This is a genomic window from Brevibacterium sp. GP-SGM9, assembly GCF_047300845.1.
GTDB lineage: Bacteria > Actinomycetota > Actinomycetes > Actinomycetales > Brevibacteriaceae > Brevibacterium.
On sequence record NZ_CP178563.1, the window covers coordinates 2,131,027 to 2,147,386 of the forward strand.

At 58.2% G+C, this 16,360-nt stretch carries 14 protein-coding genes; 1 reads left to right on the plus strand and 13 read right to left on the minus strand.

Going from position 1 to position 16,360, the window contains the following annotated elements:
- Positions 1–279: 279 nt before the first annotated feature.
- The 13 genes from ACH82I_RS09625 to ACH82I_RS09685 form a co-directional block, all read right to left on the minus strand.
- A complete protein-coding gene (locus ACH82I_RS09625) occupies positions 280–1,248 on the minus strand; it encodes a LysR family transcriptional regulator (protein ID WP_413332191.1) in 969 nt (322 codons plus the stop codon).
- 73 nt (positions 1,249–1,321) lie between these two features.
- On the minus strand, positions 1,322–2,560 hold the full coding sequence (locus ACH82I_RS09630; RefSeq protein WP_413332193.1) for an acyl-CoA dehydrogenase family protein: 1,239 nt from the start codon (positions 2,558–2,560) through the stop codon (positions 1,322–1,324).
- Positions 2,557–3,729, minus strand: a complete 1,173-nt coding sequence (locus tag ACH82I_RS09635; RefSeq protein ID WP_413332195.1) for a CaiB/BaiF CoA transferase family protein — start codon at positions 3,727–3,729, stop codon at positions 2,557–2,559. The genes ACH82I_RS09630 and ACH82I_RS09635 overlap by 4 nt, the downstream gene beginning before the upstream one ends.
- A 41-nt stretch (positions 3,730–3,770) precedes the next feature.
- Positions 3,771–5,222, minus strand: a complete 1,452-nt coding sequence (locus ACH82I_RS09640) for an MFS transporter (protein ID WP_413332197.1) — start codon at positions 5,220–5,222, stop codon at positions 3,771–3,773.
- Positions 5,223–5,410: 188 nt separating this feature from the next.
- The gene (locus tag ACH82I_RS09645; protein ID WP_413332199.1) at positions 5,411–6,109 is read right to left on the minus strand and encodes a TetR/AcrR family transcriptional regulator; all 699 of its coding nucleotides are present in this window, start codon (positions 6,107–6,109) and stop codon (positions 5,411–5,413) included.
- Positions 6,110–6,325: 216 nt separating this feature from the next.
- On the minus strand, positions 6,326–7,534 hold the full coding sequence (locus ACH82I_RS09650; RefSeq protein WP_230745257.1) for a CaiB/BaiF CoA transferase family protein: 1,209 nt from the start codon (positions 7,532–7,534) through the stop codon (positions 6,326–6,328).
- Positions 7,531–8,706: a flavin reductase gene (locus ACH82I_RS09655; RefSeq protein WP_230745258.1), complete on the minus strand. Its 1,176-nt coding sequence runs from the start codon at positions 8,704–8,706 to the stop codon at positions 7,531–7,533. Before ACH82I_RS09655 ends, ACH82I_RS09650 begins: the two co-directional genes overlap by 4 nt.
- Before the next feature lie 57 nt (positions 8,707–8,763).
- On the minus strand, positions 8,764–9,756 hold the full coding sequence (locus tag ACH82I_RS09660) for a phosphotriesterase (protein ID WP_230745259.1): 993 nt from the start codon (positions 9,754–9,756) through the stop codon (positions 8,764–8,766).
- A gap of 114 nt (positions 9,757–9,870) precedes the next feature.
- Complete coding sequence (dctP, locus tag ACH82I_RS09665) at positions 9,871–11,157, minus strand: TRAP transporter substrate-binding protein DctP (protein WP_230745261.1); 1,287 nt, start codon at positions 11,155–11,157, stop codon at positions 9,871–9,873.
- 47 nt (positions 11,158–11,204) lie between these two features.
- Complete coding sequence (locus ACH82I_RS09670) at positions 11,205–11,996, minus strand: enoyl-CoA hydratase/isomerase family protein (protein WP_230745263.1); 792 nt, start codon at positions 11,994–11,996, stop codon at positions 11,205–11,207.
- 5 nt (positions 11,997–12,001) lie between these two features.
- Positions 12,002–12,793: an enoyl-CoA hydratase/isomerase family protein gene (locus ACH82I_RS09675; RefSeq protein ID WP_413332203.1), complete on the minus strand. Its 792-nt coding sequence runs from the start codon at positions 12,791–12,793 to the stop codon at positions 12,002–12,004.
- Positions 12,790–14,031, minus strand: coding sequence for an acyl-CoA dehydrogenase family protein (locus tag ACH82I_RS09680; protein WP_413332205.1), 1,242 nt, complete (start codon positions 14,029–14,031; stop codon positions 12,790–12,792). Before ACH82I_RS09680 ends, ACH82I_RS09675 begins: the two co-directional genes overlap by 4 nt.
- 98 nt (positions 14,032–14,129) lie before the next feature.
- On the minus strand, positions 14,130–15,233 hold the full coding sequence (locus ACH82I_RS09685; RefSeq protein ID WP_413332207.1) for an LLM class flavin-dependent oxidoreductase: 1,104 nt from the start codon (positions 15,231–15,233) through the stop codon (positions 14,130–14,132).
- 306 nt (positions 15,234–15,539) lie between these two features.
- Here ACH82I_RS09685 and ACH82I_RS09690 point away from each other — a divergent pair, with 306 nt between their 5' ends.
- Entirely contained in the window at positions 15,540–16,325 is a 786-nt protein-coding gene (locus ACH82I_RS09690; protein ID WP_230745271.1) for an SDR family NAD(P)-dependent oxidoreductase, read from the plus strand.
- The last annotated feature ends 35 nt before the right edge of the window (positions 16,326–16,360 follow it).

Below are 16,360 nucleotides of genomic sequence, written 5' to 3' on the forward strand. Positions count from 1 at the left end.
GACTATCTCCGTCGAAATGCCCATGTCGCGGGCACGAGTCGGGCGCAGCGTCTGCGACAGACTCTCGTTCCGGCATCTCTTCGCATCGTATGCCGCAGTTCCCGGGTGATGTCATTATGCCTTCGCGTCTTTGTCGGGTCTGTCGGGTCCGTATCCGAAGATGGAAGCGTAGAAGCCGCGCGGGCCGCCCCACCCCTGTCCGCACGCAATTGCATCCGTTTGACGCGGGTCGAATTCGCCAACAGAGCGTCCTAGGTCGAAAGCGCCTGAGCAGCTCAACTATGCAAGACTGCGCACTGCGGCAGCGTAGGAGCCCTGTTCTGAATACGCACTGTCGATGATTCTGTTCCACTCTCCGAGCGAGGACCTGCACGCCTCAACTAGTTGGCTCGCCGCGGAACTCAGCCCGGTTGAACGATGCAGAATGCCGAACGACGATTTCACTATCGGTGAGGTCTCGTAAATCTGCGCACCACTCCGGCAGGCGTCCATAGCCATACGTAACGGCAAGAACGTGAACATTTCGCCATACATCACGAATGACAGCTGCGTCAGGCGATTGGGTACAACGGCGTGAGGGGAGAATTTCGGGTTCGTGCCGCCCAATACTGCCGAAACCATGGTGTTCTCCATGTTCGCAAGGTGCGAAACCACAATCGGAATGTCGGGCAGCTCATCGACTGAAATGAGCCCGTTCGAATCGGCAATTCCCCGGAGTTCCTGATTGTTCGGTGGTCCGACCAACAGAAGCCTCTGTGTGGAAAGCTCTTCATGGACGAGGCTGTCGTTGTGTTCTATCGGAAACGAGCTGAATCCCATTTCCGACTGTCCGTTTTCCACTGCTGAGACGAGCCCCGTCGAACTCTGCTCCTCGGAAAACACGAAGTGGAAGTTCCGGTGCCGCCGGATGTATTCGGAGGCCCAGGAGACAACTGCATCGCTCGACAGCTCGGGCATGGTCGAAATTGTCACGACTCCTGTCCGAGCGTCCTGTATCTCTTTCGCACGGTCAGAAAGGGCGAGAACGCCGCCGAGGGTGTTTCTGGCATCCGGAGCGAGTGCCAGTCCTGCGGTACTCGGGATGAGTCTTCGGCCGGTTCGCACGAACAGCTCCACGTTGAGCTCACGCTCCAAGGCACGAAGTGCCTGGGATATCGTCGGTTGCGCTACGTGCAGGGCCTGTGCGGCGCGCCCGACCCCACCATTGTCAATGACGGCGATGAAGTACTCGAGCTGCCTCAGTTCCATTTCCTACCCCAGTCTTTGCCACAGTGAGTCTCGATTTTCCCAGATCAATCTCCGGATCCAGCTATTGGAACTCTCAACGTCGGTCGATGCGGTAGGAGTCCGGGAGACGATCGTGCAAGCGTGATTCTTTGGCCATTGCGCGACCAAGGTTCCTGCGGTGCACGGGAGACGAGCCTTCATAGATCCTCAATGCCCGCACGTCTCGCCACATCCTCGGTACCGGATGACGGCCGACTATGCCATCTCCGCCCAACAGCTGCACACAAGTGTCTGCGACCTGGCTTGCCATCTCGGTACAAAAGAGTTTCGCTGCCGAGATCCGATGCCGTGGAACCTTTCCTAAGTCAAAGGCGATTGCGGCTTCGAGAGTGAGCGCACGCCCTGCCTCCAGCTGGGCAAAGCATGCACCGAGACTGTCTTGCACGACTCCGAGCTCGGCTAGCGATCCTCCGAACTGGTGCCTGGAGTTGACATGGTGGGCAGTCTCTTCGAGCATTCGGGTCGCTTGACCCACCGCTGTCGCGGCGACGTGGAGGCGGGCATGATTGATACCGCGAAGTGCCATCTGCATCCCGTTGCCTTCAACACCACCGACAAGAGCTGAGTCAGGCACCCGCACTTCAGCGAGTTCGATCTCCCCGACAGGCGCCTCGGCGTGACCGTTCATGGTATCGGCCGCTCTTGTACTGACACCTGGAGTATCACGGGGCACGAGGAATGTACTGATTCCTTCTGTTGTCCGTGCGAAGATGAAAAGCAGGTCTGCCCAAGCAGCGTTCGTGATGAACCGCTTGCTACCGTTGAGAAGCCACTCATCACCGACTCGAACCGCGCGGGTCTGCAGCGATTGTGCATCAGATCCAGCTTCCGGTTCGGTCAGCCCAAAAGCAGTGACCGTCTCTCCAGCCGCCATAGACGGCAACAGGGACTCCTGCTGTTCCTGTGTTCCGTGGTCGATGAGCCCTTGAGAGCATAATCCGATCACGGTAGAGAATCGCGAGCGATAGACCAGCGAGGCACGGGTGAATTCCAGGGTCAGCCGCACCTGCTCTTCCATCGACCAGCCGAGTCCTCCCGACTTTCGCGGAATGGAGATGCCGAATAGCCCGGCATCGATCATGCGGTTAAGGATTCTCTGCGGTACCGCTCCCGCGGCGACGAGCTCTTCCTCACCCGGAATAAGCACCTCGGAAGTTAGTTCGGCGATATGCGCGAGATATCGATTAAAACTCATCGATTTGACGGCAGGATCGATCATTAGGTTCCACTCCGGTCTTTTGTTCTGAGGTTCGTAGTCGTTGGATTGGGTCACTGAACCGGTGACGGCGCACTGGCAGGTACAGAATGGGTCGAGGCATTAGTTGTCGGCGCTGAGCCCACCGCAGGTGCCCGACCATGCGCAACGGATCTCTTACCGTCGAACACGACAGGCAAGCTCGGGAGTCCTGCTGCCTGTGCGCCTTGCTCGCCGCGAAGATCGATGTTCGTAAGCAGGTTGCTGGCGATGAGATCCGGATCGCCGATAATCTCGTCAAGCGTTCGGATCCGACCGCAGACGATCCCTGCCGAGCGGAGGAGGTCGATAGCCTGGGCAGTGGTCAGATGGCCAAATGCGGCATGGAGGATGTCGAGCATACTCTCTCGGTTGGCCACACGCTGCGGGTTCGAGATGAAACGGGGATCAACAGCAAGTTCGGGACGTTCGAGTACATTGCATAGTGCTTCCCACTTCGAACGAGTGTAGGCCGAGACGACGATCTCACCGTCAGATACTGTAATGACGTCCGCCGCAGGTGCGGCCGTTGGCTGACCGTTGCCTTTTCGCCGTGGAGAGTTTCCAGTCATCGCGTACTCGGCCCACTGCACTGCCTGGGCATGGACTGTTGCCTCCATGAGCGAGGTCTCTACCAGAATGCCCCGACCAGTCGTATTCCGTTCCAGAATCGCAGCGAGGATTCCGGTTGTCAGCGAATGCGATGCGAGCACGTCTGACACTGCGAAACCGGCCCGCTGTGGCTGCCCTTCGGCTTCACCAGTAACCCCCATGATGCCGAATTCTGCTTGCGCCATGATATCGAGGCCGGGTGTCTCTCGGTTTGGCCCTCGCCGCCCGAAACCAGAGGCGACACCACATATCAGACGTGGATTGAGTTCTGAGACCGTATCCCAGTCGACACCGAGCTTCCGCGCTGTGCGCGGGAGGAAATTGTGGATAAGCACATCGGCAGAGGCAATGAGCGTCTGAAGCTGCGCGCGATCGTCTTCGAGAGTGAGATCGAGCGCAATACTGTCTTTGCCGCGGTTGCACGCTTCGACGATTGCCTCGCCGAAGACACCAATCGTTCGTGCCTGCTCGCCGGTTGGCGCCTCGATTTTGATCACACGTGCACCGAGGTCTGCGAGGTTCTGCCCCGCCATCGGCGCGGAGATGTACTGGCCTAAGTCAAGAACTGTCAGGCCTTGGAAGGCGGTGAGGCTCATAAGGGTCCTTTCGATATTCGCGTGTACTGAATTTCACGGGTTCATTCGCGCGCGGTAGGCGCCTGCCCCATATCCTTGGAGTCGGCGGACAGTGATTCACAGCCGGCGGCCCGCAAGCGGCCTTCTCGCCGGGCGGTGATCGTCAGAAGCACACGACGAGACCGTTCGGGGTCGAGCAGGTAGCCACCGATGAGCGCGCAGATGACAATTGCGAAACCTGCAACTTGGAAAGCAAACGAGTAACCGTGTTGGACGGTGTCTGAACGATCGACGATGATGCCCACAACATAGGGTGCGAGGATTCCGGCGACGCTGTAGACGGCGATGATGCAGCCGAAAAAGCCGACTCGATGCTTTGCTGGCAAGAAATCCGAAGCTCCGGCAAAAGCCGTTGAAAAGGCCACACTGTTGATTGAGAAGGCACAGACTACGAGTACAAGTTGTGGCCAACCATGGTCGATCCCGCTGAAAGTTATAAGGCAGACTCCGGCGAAGATGAGAAGGACTGCCGTGAGATAGCTGCGAGCCACTTTCGAGGTGAATCCCTTGGTCAGCAGCCACCCGGATATGGCTCCTGATGATATGAGCACAACGACTGCACATGCGTAGGGGATTGTGACGAGAACTCCGGTCGCCTCCTGTGAGTACCCAAGACCTTCATGCATGAACACAGGAAGCCACGAAGTCTTGAGTGAGGTGATGATATACCCACCGAAACTCAGAATCGCGAGACCCCAGAAAGATCCAAGCCGGAAATAGGTGTAGAAAGGAACTCGAATATCCTCGTTCGCATCAGTGTTTTCCTCCCGACCAGCGAGAAGGGCCCGCTCGCTTTCGGGGAGCCGAGAATTGAACATCTGCAGACGTCCTCGGTTTGTCATCAGCCATATAAGTACCCAGACAAGTCCGATTATGACGAGTACCAAAAATGCTGCATGCCAGTGGAAGCGAATGATCACCCAGGTCAGAACCGGAGCACTGAGCAACGGGCCCAGGGAAGATCCTGCATTGACGATCGAGCCGGCCAGAGCCCTCTTCTGAGGCGAAAATCTGACAGCGACAATCCCCTGGCACAATGCATGAGCAGGTCCCTCGAAGAATCCGAGGGCCATCCGCGACAGAAAGAGAACGAGAAAACTAGTCTCCATGGTCAGCGGTATCATCGTAGCCACCCACGCGAGCATGAGAACCGGCGCTCCCCACAGCAGGTTGACCCATCGAAATAGGGCTCCGATGCCGACCGCTCCGGCAGCGAAAAGCCAGAAAAAGCCACTGCTGAGCAACCCGTATTCTGCGTCTCCAATTGCCAGGTCTGCTTTGATCTGGCTGGCGCTGAACCCGATAGAGGCCTTATCAGCAAAGTTGAGGGTGAAGAAGACCAACAGGAGTCCCACAATCACCCAGTCACGCTTCGTCGGATTCACTCCGCGTTTGTGAGCACTTCGCATTGTGCCGGTGACTGCTTTCTCCGGTGGTGTCTTCTTTGGCTGCATCGAGTCATCTCCTTTGACGAGGTGCTATCTACAGTTCCACCACGAGAGAAGTCGAACAAGATCGAATCATCACTAGGCCCCATAGGCTGGGCCTATACTTTCGACTCTCTGTGAAACGTATCCCCGTGGCCCGGCGTGCAATCGCGTACAGTCCTGATTATCTCGATGAGAGGGCTGAAGAGCTGAGGTCAGACTGCGTCAACTTCGGCAGTCTCGTCCAATCCGATTCCCCGTATCCAGAAGCGGGTGAGCATCTCCACCATCTCCTCGCTCGGCGCCCGGCCCCGCCAGCCGATCTCTGTCGACGCGTAGTACGTCATCATCGACACGATCGCGAGACCAGCCTCGGCGGGATCGACCTCGGGGTCAGCGATACCGCGAGCCTGCTGGCGACGGATGCCCTTCGCAATGCGTCGTCCGAAGCTGTCACGAATAGTGAGGCGGATCTGTCGAAACGACGGATCGTGGTAAGCCGCCTGCTCGAGCACAGTCGAGAGCCCGAGTGAGCGACTGTACGAGTCCAGGAACTTTCGAACTGAGGCCTCAATCCGGTCGCGCACCAAAGGTACGTCGACGTCTCTGACATCCGTGCTCATCAGTCGAGATTCGATGGATCTCTCGATGATCGCTGCGAAGATTGCCTTCTTGCTCTTGAAGTGGGCGTAAAAGGTCCCCCGAGAGATGTCTGCTTCCTGAATGATGTCCTCGACTGCGCAGTCGACGTAGCCGTTGCGGACGAAAGCCAAGGTTGCCGCGTCCAACAGCTGTTCGCGCGTCCTCTCGCCTCTCTTATTCTTCGGTGCTGGCTGTGGTGGAGCACCCGCCCAGACACTGAGCGCCCGGACAATATTGTCGACATCTGCGTCGACTGCTGCGGGGAACTTCACTGGTAGCTCTCTCCTGTCCTGCAGTCCGGTGGCTGCTGCGGCAGCATCAGCGCCATCGACTCCGTGAGGAGACGCTGGGCGCCCACCCCGTTCGCGCATCGTATCGTCCTATCTTCCAGGGACCATTGAACGAGTATGGCTGCACCGACCATACCCAATTCAACCATCCTGGTGAGTTCATGGTGAAGTAGCGCGTGGCGCGATAGCCCTCATCAATTATTGTTCGAGCAGCATTGCTGCCTGCTCGGGAAGCATCCCCAGCAACCGACCCAGCACTTCTTCCTGATGTTGAGCAAGTGTGGGCGGCGTTGTGAGGGGACGCTCATTCACCTCCTCTGAGAAGCGCAGAGGATTTCCTACCGTCGGGCGGCGACCATATTCCGGATGGTCGACGTAGCGGATCATCCCCCTCTCAATGAGATGAGGATCATCGTCTACCTCGCGTAGTTCCTTCACCGGAGCGCACGGAACTTTCTGCGTCTCGAGACGCTGTCTCAGCTCTTCACGGGAGAAGGTCATCATGACTTCAGTGAGAATCGTGTCGAGCTCTTCCATGTTGTCGGCTCGATCGTGAACGGTGAGGAATCGCTCGTCCTCGACGAGATCGCCTCTGTCCAGAGCTGTGCACACGCCGCGCCAGTGCTCCTCTGAAGCGCTGATGATCGCAAGCCACCCGTCAGCTGCGCGGTAAACGTTGTACGGAGCCATCGCCAAACCGGAGTGTCGGTTCCCCGTCCTCTGTGGGAGATCACGGTCCGGATAGTTGTAGAGCCCGCTTAGCGCAGAGGTGAGCATCGGGTAGATCGTGTCATGCATCGACACTTCGACGACGCGCCCCTTGCCAGTCTTCTCTCGGTCATAAAGTGCTGCGACGGCGCCGGCAAACAGATGAATGCCACCGGAGAAGTCACTGAATGCGGGTCCAGCCTTGACCGGGGGGCCGTCGGAGAAGCCGGAGGTAGCGATAGTGCCGGACATCGCTTGGACAGTGAGGTCCATGGCAGACATCGAAGAGTAAGGCCCGGTGGATCCATATCCCTTGCCAGAGGCAATAACGAGCCGAGGGTTGCGTACGTGCAGTGCTTCGACGCCTAGGCCCAGCCGCTCGAGCGCCCCGGGTGCGTAGTTCTCGACCAAAACGTCGGCCTTTTCTACCAACCGCATGAGCGTTTCGTGCCCTTCCTCGCTCTTGAGGTCGAGAGCGATGCTCTTCTTATTCGAGTTCAGCATGATGAACTCTTGTGGGTCAGATGCGCCTCGCGCACGCCCCCGCAGTTTCTCCCCAGTGAGAGGCTCGACTTTGATCACCTCGGCGCCGAGGTGGGCAAACATGAGTCCCGTGTACGGTCCGTTGTATATATGTGCCAGTTCGAGGACGACGAGATCTTCGAACGAAGACAGTGTGTAGTCAGGTGTCGAGCTCACAGACGGCCTTTCGCGCGTTTGAGTTCTGCCGAGCAGGCTTCGGCTCCACGGGTGAGCTTGTCGATAGTCGCAAGCACATCGGCACCAGACATGGTGCCCGAAGACGGCCCCCAGACCGTCATGGAGAAGACGCAGTCTCCGTCCTTGTCGAAGATCGGCGCAGTAGCAGAATGGAACTCATAGTCCTCGCCGCGTCTGACATCGGTGTTGTTGAACGTGTGAGACGCGGCGTTGATGGTCGACATGAGATGCCGACGTTCTTCCGAGGTGTGAGCCTTGTTCGCGGAGTCCGAGGCGAGCTCAATGGCAGCCCCCGCCTCGTGTCCGATGCCGAACGCATATCCGGTCTCACGAACTCGCTCAACCACCTGCTCGAATGAATGAATCGCCGAGCCGTCCGGGTCGTCGTGGATACTTGATAGCCAAGCTTTCTCCTCATCCGGGCCGCCGAAGGCCGCAAACACGCCGCCGATCGGAGGCATGAATGGAACGTGACGTCCGACTCGAGAGGATCGACCGCCTCGGATCGAATTGCCGGCAGACGCCACAGTGACCAGGTCTTCATCCACCCGACACATGGCCATGACTTCAGTACTGAGACTGCCGGAGAGTCGCTCCAGGTAAGGTCGGACGATGTCTAACCCGGCTAGACGAGCTGCGGGAATACCTACGCCGACTGCCATCGAACTTGGGCGGAAAGATCCGTAGCCGCCGCGGAAAAATAGCAGTGGGAGGTTGTTCTTGACAGTCTCCAAAGAATGAACTCGTCCGATGACGATATCGTGGTCGCCACCGTCGTAAATACTCTCTGTATCGCAGTCGATGAAGGCAATCGCGTCGTCGAGCCGGGGGTTGCCCAGCGGGGACGTCGTCCACCCGAACCCATCGAGCTTGTCGGTCTTTCGCCGAGCGACAGCACGGCAGATATCTTCCTGGGTGTTACCCAAGACGTTGATTCCGAACTTCGTTCCGCTTGCCCGGATCGCGGCCCACGACGACGAAGTCTTCGTCGGAAGGAACCCCACCAAAGGCGGATCCAGGGACACAGATACGAAAGACCCTACGGTCATTGCTAAACCGGCCCCATCGCCGTGAGTCGCAGTCACGACGACGACTCCGGTGGGGAACGCGCCCATGACGCGTCGGAACTCATTGCTGTCGAAATCATTCACTGTGATCGGTCCTTTCATTTTCACGTCGGAAGAGTGTCAGCTGTTGGAATATTGCGTTCAAGACTCGGCTGCGCCTACAGACTCCTCGTTGCTGCCGACGCCGAGGATACGTCTCGGATTGATGCGCATCATTTGATCGATATCAGAATCGCAGACACCTCGAGCACGAATGTCCGTGACGATGCGCGGCATCACAACTCGCGCATCCCAGAGTGGAAGGTTCGTTCTTCGATGCTCATCGGGAAAGTTCATGCTGAAGACCGATGAATCAGTTGCCAAGACCATACGGTCGGCGTAGCCGAGTTCACACATGCGCACGACAGTGTCGATTCGCTGTTCGTAAGGTAGTTGGGACTCGAGTCCGAATCGATCCATCCCGAGCACGGAACCACGATCAGCGATGCGCCGCAGAACATCGATGTCATCGGTATCTCCCACATGTCCGATGACGATGCTGGCGAGGTCGATTCCACGGGATTCGAAATAGTCCTGTTGGAGAGAACCTGTATCGTGCGCTGGGCTGGAATGGGTCATGATCGGTGTACCGGTCTCAAGGTGAGCATCAGCCACTGCCTGCATGATGATGCGCACCCCCTCCGTCACACCGAACTTGTCTGCAGAGCACTTGAGGACTGCCGCACGCACCCCGGTAGAACTGATCCCTTCGCGGATGTCGCGAATGAAGATCTCCGCAAGTGGGTCGGGGCCGTCGAACAATCGGCCCGGGCCATTGAGGTTGGCGAAGGCAGGGGCTTCGAAATACGTGTACCAGCCGGTCGCCACGAGGATATTAAGATCGACCTGCTCGGCGATCCGCTTGAGGACCGGAATGTTCCGCCCGGTCCCCATCACAGAGAGGTCGACGAATGTATCGATTCCGGACTGCCCGACCTCGGTAAGCGTCCGAACCGCCCGATCGACCATTTCATCTTCGGGGAATAACTCCGGATAGTTGATCATGAGCTCTGCGTTAAGCACGAAAACGTGCTCATGCATGAGGACCGTTCCCAACTTGTCGGTCGGGACATTGCCGGTGAGCGAGGGAATCACCCGAGATCACTCCATTCGTGTGGCCAGAACATGTTCATGGTCGGTCTTCTGGCTGCGGGTCGTGGCCGCCAAGCTGTCTGATCGCATGGAACCCGAAGACATCATGACTTCGGATCAGCTGGGACGGTTGGGAAGAACGATCTCATCGTAGATTCGCTCGGCGATAGGCTCGAGGTAGGAACGATCCTCGAAATCGTCGCTGCCTTTGTACCAGTCAGGAAAGTCGTCGAATCCTCCGTCGTTGGTATATCCAAGCTCTTCGGAAATCGAAGTCCACTTGTCGATGCTTTCGGCCACAGCTTTATTAAGCGCCTCACCGTCCGTGGTGTCGGTTCCAGCGACATCGTCGAGCAGTGCTTCGTTCGCCTTCGACAAGGCTTCTTCGGACGCGGAATCGAGGAAGTTTACCTCTCCGTCATTCTCCGCGGCGACATCCGCCGTGTCACGGATCGATTCGAGGGAGTTGTACAGCTCCCCGGACATGTACTCCTCTTGGAGGTCGAACATGAGCTGCCGAGCTACCAGTGGTATCGACTCCCACGCTTGGCCGGCTACGAGACTGCCGGGGCCTGAGGCGAAGCTCTGCTCTTGGGGGAAGTACACATGTGGTGCCACCTCGAGCCAGCTTGCTGCAATCGCCGTACCTGGCGATTGCAGCGAACAGTCGAGGATTCCGCGTTGGAACGCCTCGTACCCCTCCGCAAGCTCGATTGTCGTCGCAGTACCCCCCAGCGACTCGATCTCCCGCTGGTGCGACTCTGCGTTACCGCGGATCTGCGCACCGCGGAAGTCTGCAGGGCTCTTGCGTTCCGAGTTGCAAACCAATGATGGATTGCCGTTCGGGTTCGCAGGGTTGATCACATGCATCCCACGACTCTCGAACTCCTCGAGGATCTCCGGGGTATTGAAAGCCACCTCCATCAGTGCGGCGTGCGTGACAATCTCCCCCTGCAGCGGAGTGCTGGGCACCTGGACCATCGAGGAGGTCATGTCCACGAAAGCCTGCATCTGTTGAGGCTCGTAGGTCGTGTAGTAATGCGCAAGATCGAGACGGCCATCAACAAGGGCGCTCGGCACATCAGTCGGTGCGGCAATCGCTCCCGCGTAATGGATATTGACCGTGATCTTTCCGCCGGACCATTCCTCGAGGGAATCGGCGAATTTCTGGTCACGCAACGACGCGTAGGATTCCGGATTGGCCGAGGCGACCTGGAAGTCGAGTTCGATCGGCTCGACGTCTTCGAAGGCTTTCTTGTATTCCTCCGCAGAGGCACCAGCCTCGATTCCCTCGCCACCTCCGCCTTCGCCTCCGCCGTTGTCTGCCTTCGAACATCCGGCCAGGATGACCGTCGTCGCCACAGCAAGAGGCAGTGCAACGCCTAACTTGAATCTCGATCGCATGTGATTACTCCTTTGTAATTCCACAGACACGCGGGATCGCGTGCTGGTCAGCCTTCAGTGAAGTGCTTGATCGCCCCTCGGAAGCCGAGCTCACGCATCTGGTCCTTTACCTGATCGATCGACTCGGCGGTGTGTGAGATTGAATCCCACTCAGCACCGGACCGTAATGCCTCGACAAAGCCCTGTCGGTCGAATACCCGATTGAGCGCGTTCTTTTTGAGGTAGAGAAGATCCAGCGGTGTCTTGCCGACCCTGCGCGCCAGCACAGTCGCAGCCTCTTCCACCTCACCCTTTGGCACGCTGCGGTTCGCCCACCCCAGGTCCGCGGCTTCCGCGCCAGACATACTGTTGCCAGCGATGTATGACAGTTCCTTCGCCTTCCGCATACCGACGTGCCACAGAGAGACGGGACTGAGCAGACCACCGCCGAGGGGAATCGAGGGCCACCCGATGTTCGCATCGTCGGCGACGACAACGAGGTCAGCACAGGCGACAAACATCGTCGCTCCGCCCAGACAATGCCCCTCGACCGCCGCGATGATCGGCTTTGGGTAGCGCCACACTCGTTCCCACAGGTCCACTGCATTCTGGAGTTTGCGCCAGTCTTGATAGGCCGTGGGAGCGGTGTAGCTCGTCACGACGTCGTAACCTGCACTGAAATTCCCACCGGCACCCTGCACGACGACTGCGGAGATGGAGTCATCGTCCTTGAGTTCGGCTAGTGCAGCAAAGAGGTCGTTCAGCAATTCGGTGTTGAATGCGTTGAGCTTCTCCGGGCGCTGCATCGTAATGACAGCGTAGCGGTGCTCTCCATTGCGTTCTGTACTTACCAGACTCATGGCAATCACTCTCCGTGGAATTCGACGGCCGTCTTCGCCTTGAAAGCTGCGACCGAGTTCTTATGGTCCTGGGTCGTTGACGTCACCGCAGAGGCAAACGATTCGAAGTCCCAAGTCTGCGCAAAGGTGAGATCCGACGCTGCGTGTATGACCTTGCGGGTCGAAAACATAGCGGCGGTAGGCCCTGCCGCGAGAGTCTCGGCGAAACGTTGGACCTTGTTAGTGAACTCCTCGTCCCCGTAGCTCTGGGCAGCGATGCCCAGTTCCAGTGCCTTGACGGCGTCAATGATCTCGCCGGTCATCCCGTAGTACATTGTTGTCCTCGTACCAATCTGCTGCGCCAGGAAGTAGGGAACGGAGCTGTCGGGAGCGAGGCCCCGCTTGACGAAGCCGAACTGGAACTTGGCGGTGTCACTGGCGATGATGAGATCGGCCCCCAGAGCAAGGCCGAAACCCGCACCGACCGCGTGACCGCGAACTGCGGAGATCGTCGGCACCCTCACTCCGCGCAGAAGCTCGATGAGCTCACGGCCCAACGCAATGCGCGCGGCTCCTTGGACGGGGGTGCTCTTCCCCATGCCTTTGACGTCACCGCCCGCGCAGAAACTGTCACCTGCTCCGGTCAGAACGATACAGCGGACAGCCTCATCGTGATGGGCATCGAGCAGGGCGGTGCGCAGGTCAGCACGGAGGTCGATGCTGAGCGCGTTCTTCGCCTCAGGTCGGTTGAGCGTAATCGTGAGCACTCCCGCGCGAAGTTCACGCTCGACGTAGGAAAGAGTTGCGAAGTCGCTCACAGCACCGTCTCCCCGGCGAGCAGACGTTTGGCAATGGTGCGGCGTTGGATTTCTGAGGTTCCGTCAGGAATGCGCAACATGCGGGCGAAACGATATGCCGATTCCAGGCCCATTTCGTTTGTCAGACCAAGTCCGCCGTGGATCTGGATGGCCTCGTCGAGGACTTTGCCCACCATCTCGGTACACCGGGCCTTGACGATCGAAGTCTCCTTGACGGACTTCTCACCGGCATCGACCATTTCAGCAGTCCGAAGCACTGCCGACTTGCAAAGATAGATTTCCATCGCCATCTCCGCAAGCTTTCCCTGGATGAGCTGATGTTCGCCGATCGTCTTGCCGAAGGTGCTGCGCGTGTTCGCGTAGTTGATGGACTTGTCGAGCGCCCATCGTGCGAGACCCACGCACGTCGCGGACATCGTGAGTCGGCCGCGACCGATGCCGCCCAGGGCAAGTTTGAAGGCTTCGCCTTCCACGCCCACGATCTGCCTCGGGGTCACGTGAACATCCGTGAGCGAGATGATAGTCGCATTCGAGCCCCGGTTGCCCATCATCGGGATACCGGTGTCGACTGAGAATCCGGGGGAGTCGGTGTCAACGAAGAAGCAGGTGATTCCACCCTTCCGAGCTTTGAACTGTTCGGGGTCGGTCACTGCGAAGACGAAGGCGTGTGACGCATGGGCGGCGTTCGAGATCCACTGCTTCTGACCATTGATGACCCACCCGTCCTCGACTGGTGTCGCTTTCGACTTGACGTTGAAGACGTCTGAGCCTGCATCGGGTTCTGACAGGGCGAAACACAGAGTGGCGCTGCCGTCTCTGATGGCGTCAATCTTCTCGGCCAGCAGATCCTCGTTGAGTTTGAGCAGTAGCGGGCTCAGGCCGTTGGTGAACGGTGATGGGATGACTGACTCGTGGACGATGATGCGATCAGGCCCGTAGCGATGATGCATCGCTTCCTGGATGGCGACAATTCCGCTTGCCGATAGATTCCCGCCGCCCAGCTCCTCCGCCCCGTAGAGCGAGTAGAAGCCGGATTCGGCCGACAGCTCTCGGACCTGCCTGTTGATCGCAAGGTATTCCGGGGTCATGAGGCCACGGTCGTTGTAGATTCGGCGATCATCGGCGAGGAGCTCGGCGTTCGCCTGCTCGATCGGCTCGACTGCCTTGTCGACGAACCCGAAGAGAGCGTCGATGATTTCTTTGTGCTCTGCAGCCTGTTCTGCCGCGCTGCCATTCATATCTGCGTTTTCCTCCGCCGCTGCTGGGTGTGGGCGCGGCGCCCTGGGTCGCCCCTGGGCGCCGCGGAGACTGTCCCGTCAAGCCGGGACGAGTGGTGTCAGGAACTCAACCCGCTGATCTGCGGGCGCACTTCCTTTGCGAATTTGGTCATTGACTTGAGGACTTGGCCCTGAGGCTGGCTGCCGGCATCGAACCAACCGACCAGTCCACCTATTCCCGTGACCTTCTTGTAATCGTCCAGCTGCTGAGCAACATCGTCAGACGATCCGAGGATGATCGCACCTTTGTCGAGATACTCCTGGAAGCTCAATTCGTTGAGGCCGAGACCGACTTTCGCCCTGTTGCTGAGAATGCTGAGATACCACATGAGACCCTTTTCGTACTCTTTCGCCGCGGTCTCACGGTCGTCGGAGACGTGGATGGCCTTAAGCTGCGACGACCTAGCAACGAGGTCGTCGATCTCGTCGTAGTTGTAGCCCGCGTCCCTGGCTTCCTCACGGTAGATGTTGACAAGGCGAGCCATATCCTCCCACGTCGGCATCTGACCCATTACAAAGGCGAAGCCCTGTCGAGCCGCCGCACGCAACGATGCCTCAGTCTGTGACACCATAACGAAGACTGGCGGATGAGGCTTCTGCAGGGGCCTCGGCATGAGCTGGATCTCTTCCGCCTGCTCACCTTCGCCGGGAACCGAGAAGTGCTTGCCTTTATGACTGATCTTGCCGGTCCGCCAGCCCTGCATGATGATCTCGAACGTCTCTTGATAGCGCTCGTCGCGCTCATCAGGGTTGATGTTGTAAGCCTGGAACTCGAGCAAGTCGTACGCCTTGCCGATACCGAAATTGAGGCGGCCGTCGCTGATGACGTCTAGCAGCGAGAAGTCTTCCGCTAGCTTAAGCGGGTGGTTCATCGGGAGACGAGCGACGCCGGTACCCAAGCGAATGTTTTTCGTCGTACCAGCGCAAGCGGCCAGAAGCACCTGAGACGACGAGATGATGCCATACTGACGCGCGTTGTGCTCTGCAACCCAAGCTTCCTCAAACCCAAGCTCATCCGCGAGATTGATCTGTTCGATGCCCTTGTGGACAGCTTCGTATTCAGTGCTCCAGTCTGGCACGTTGGTGAGGCTGAAGATTCCGAAGTGCAGTTCGTTGTGGGCCACTGGCTTTCCTCCCGATGATTCGACGACGAGAATCTGCATACATGCGACTCTGCGTGAATGTTTCTAGACACTTGCGTCTAGTTCTGAATCATCAAAGCACTTATTCATGAAACATGTCAAGACGATCAGCCCACATCATGCCAGGCCCGCAATAGGTGACAACAAGTCAGCCGCGAATCTCGCTAATCTGTCGATTTTCGAAATCCAGCCACTCCAACGTATAGACAAAACATGACTATGTTGTATAGATTCCTCTAGAAGCCGCCGTCTACGGCGGACCGACTCAATGCCGCGTCGGTCGGTCATCCTATCTGGAACTCAACGACCGGCCTCGAAAGGATGAGAATGTCCAGTGCCAATGCAGTCGTCGTCACAGGATCCTCTGGAGGATTGGGATTCGCCACAGCGCAACGCTTCCTCAAGGACGGTTATACGGTTTTCGGCTTCGACTTCGGGACACCGGCGCGGCTCAAAGGCAGCGGCAACGCCGAATTCGTCCCGTTTCGGGTCGATGTTTCCAACAACGAGAGCGTGCGTGAAGCCGTAACGGCTGCGGCTAAACACGCTCCGATCGCGGGGCTCATCCACTGCGCTGGAATCGCAGAATTCGGACCAGACAACCCTGGCCATCTAGTTGCACCGACCTCCGGTCAGGTCATCGACAATCTGGACACGATCGAGCGGACACTTCGCGTCAATCTCGGCGGGACATTCATAGTCCTGCGCCATGTGATCGCCGCAATGACTGCGCGCGACACGCCAGCGAACGAGGAACGTGGCTTCATCATCCTCACCTCGTCTGGCGCAGCATTTGAAGGCAAACCCGGACAGTCGGCATACTCAGCTTCGAAAGCCGGCGTGATCGGAATGACCCTTCCACTAGCGCGAGAGCTGTCACCGTGGGCGATTCGCATCGCGACGATCGCACCAGGACTGTTTGATACGCCGATCCTTGCAGAGACACCTCGCCTGCCTCGCCATATACCTTTCCCCAATCGGATGGGCCATCCGAACGAATATGCCGCGCTGGCTCACCACATCGCGCAGAACAGCTATATCAACGCAGAGGTCATTCGCCTGGACGGCGGCATACGAAGCGCGTTCGAATCAGCATCGCCGTTCGTCCGTTGAACTCCCTGACACTTCTGCCGAGTTCACAACCTCGG

Coding starts and splice junctions, on each gene's coding strand:
- ACH82I_RS09625 (WP_413332191.1), bottom strand. CDS start 1,248: ATGGAACTGAGGCAGCTCGAGTACTTCATCGCCGTCATTGACAATGGT.
- ACH82I_RS09635 (WP_413332195.1), bottom strand. CDS start 3,729: ATGAGCCTCACCGCCTTCCAAGGCCTGACAGTTCTTGACTTAGGCCAG.
- ACH82I_RS09640 (WP_413332197.1), bottom strand. CDS start 5,222: ATGCAGCCAAAGAAGACACCACCGGAGAAAGCAGTCACCGGCACAATG.
- dctP (WP_230745261.1), bottom strand. CDS start 11,157: ATGCGATCGAGATTCAAGTTAGGCGTTGCACTGCCTCTTGCTGTGGCG.
- ACH82I_RS09670 (WP_230745263.1), bottom strand. CDS start 11,996: ATGAGTCTGGTAAGTACAGAACGCAATGGAGAGCACCGCTACGCTGTC.
- ACH82I_RS09680 (WP_413332205.1), bottom strand. CDS start 14,031: ATGAATGGCAGCGCGGCAGAACAGGCTGCAGAGCACAAAGAAATCATC.
- ACH82I_RS09685 (WP_413332207.1), bottom strand. CDS start 15,233: ATGCAGATTCTCGTCGTCGAATCATCGGGAGGAAAGCCAGTGGCCCAC.
- ACH82I_RS09690 (WP_230745271.1), top strand. CDS start 15,540: ATGTCCAGTGCCAATGCAGTCGTCGTCACAGGATCCTCTGGAGGATTG.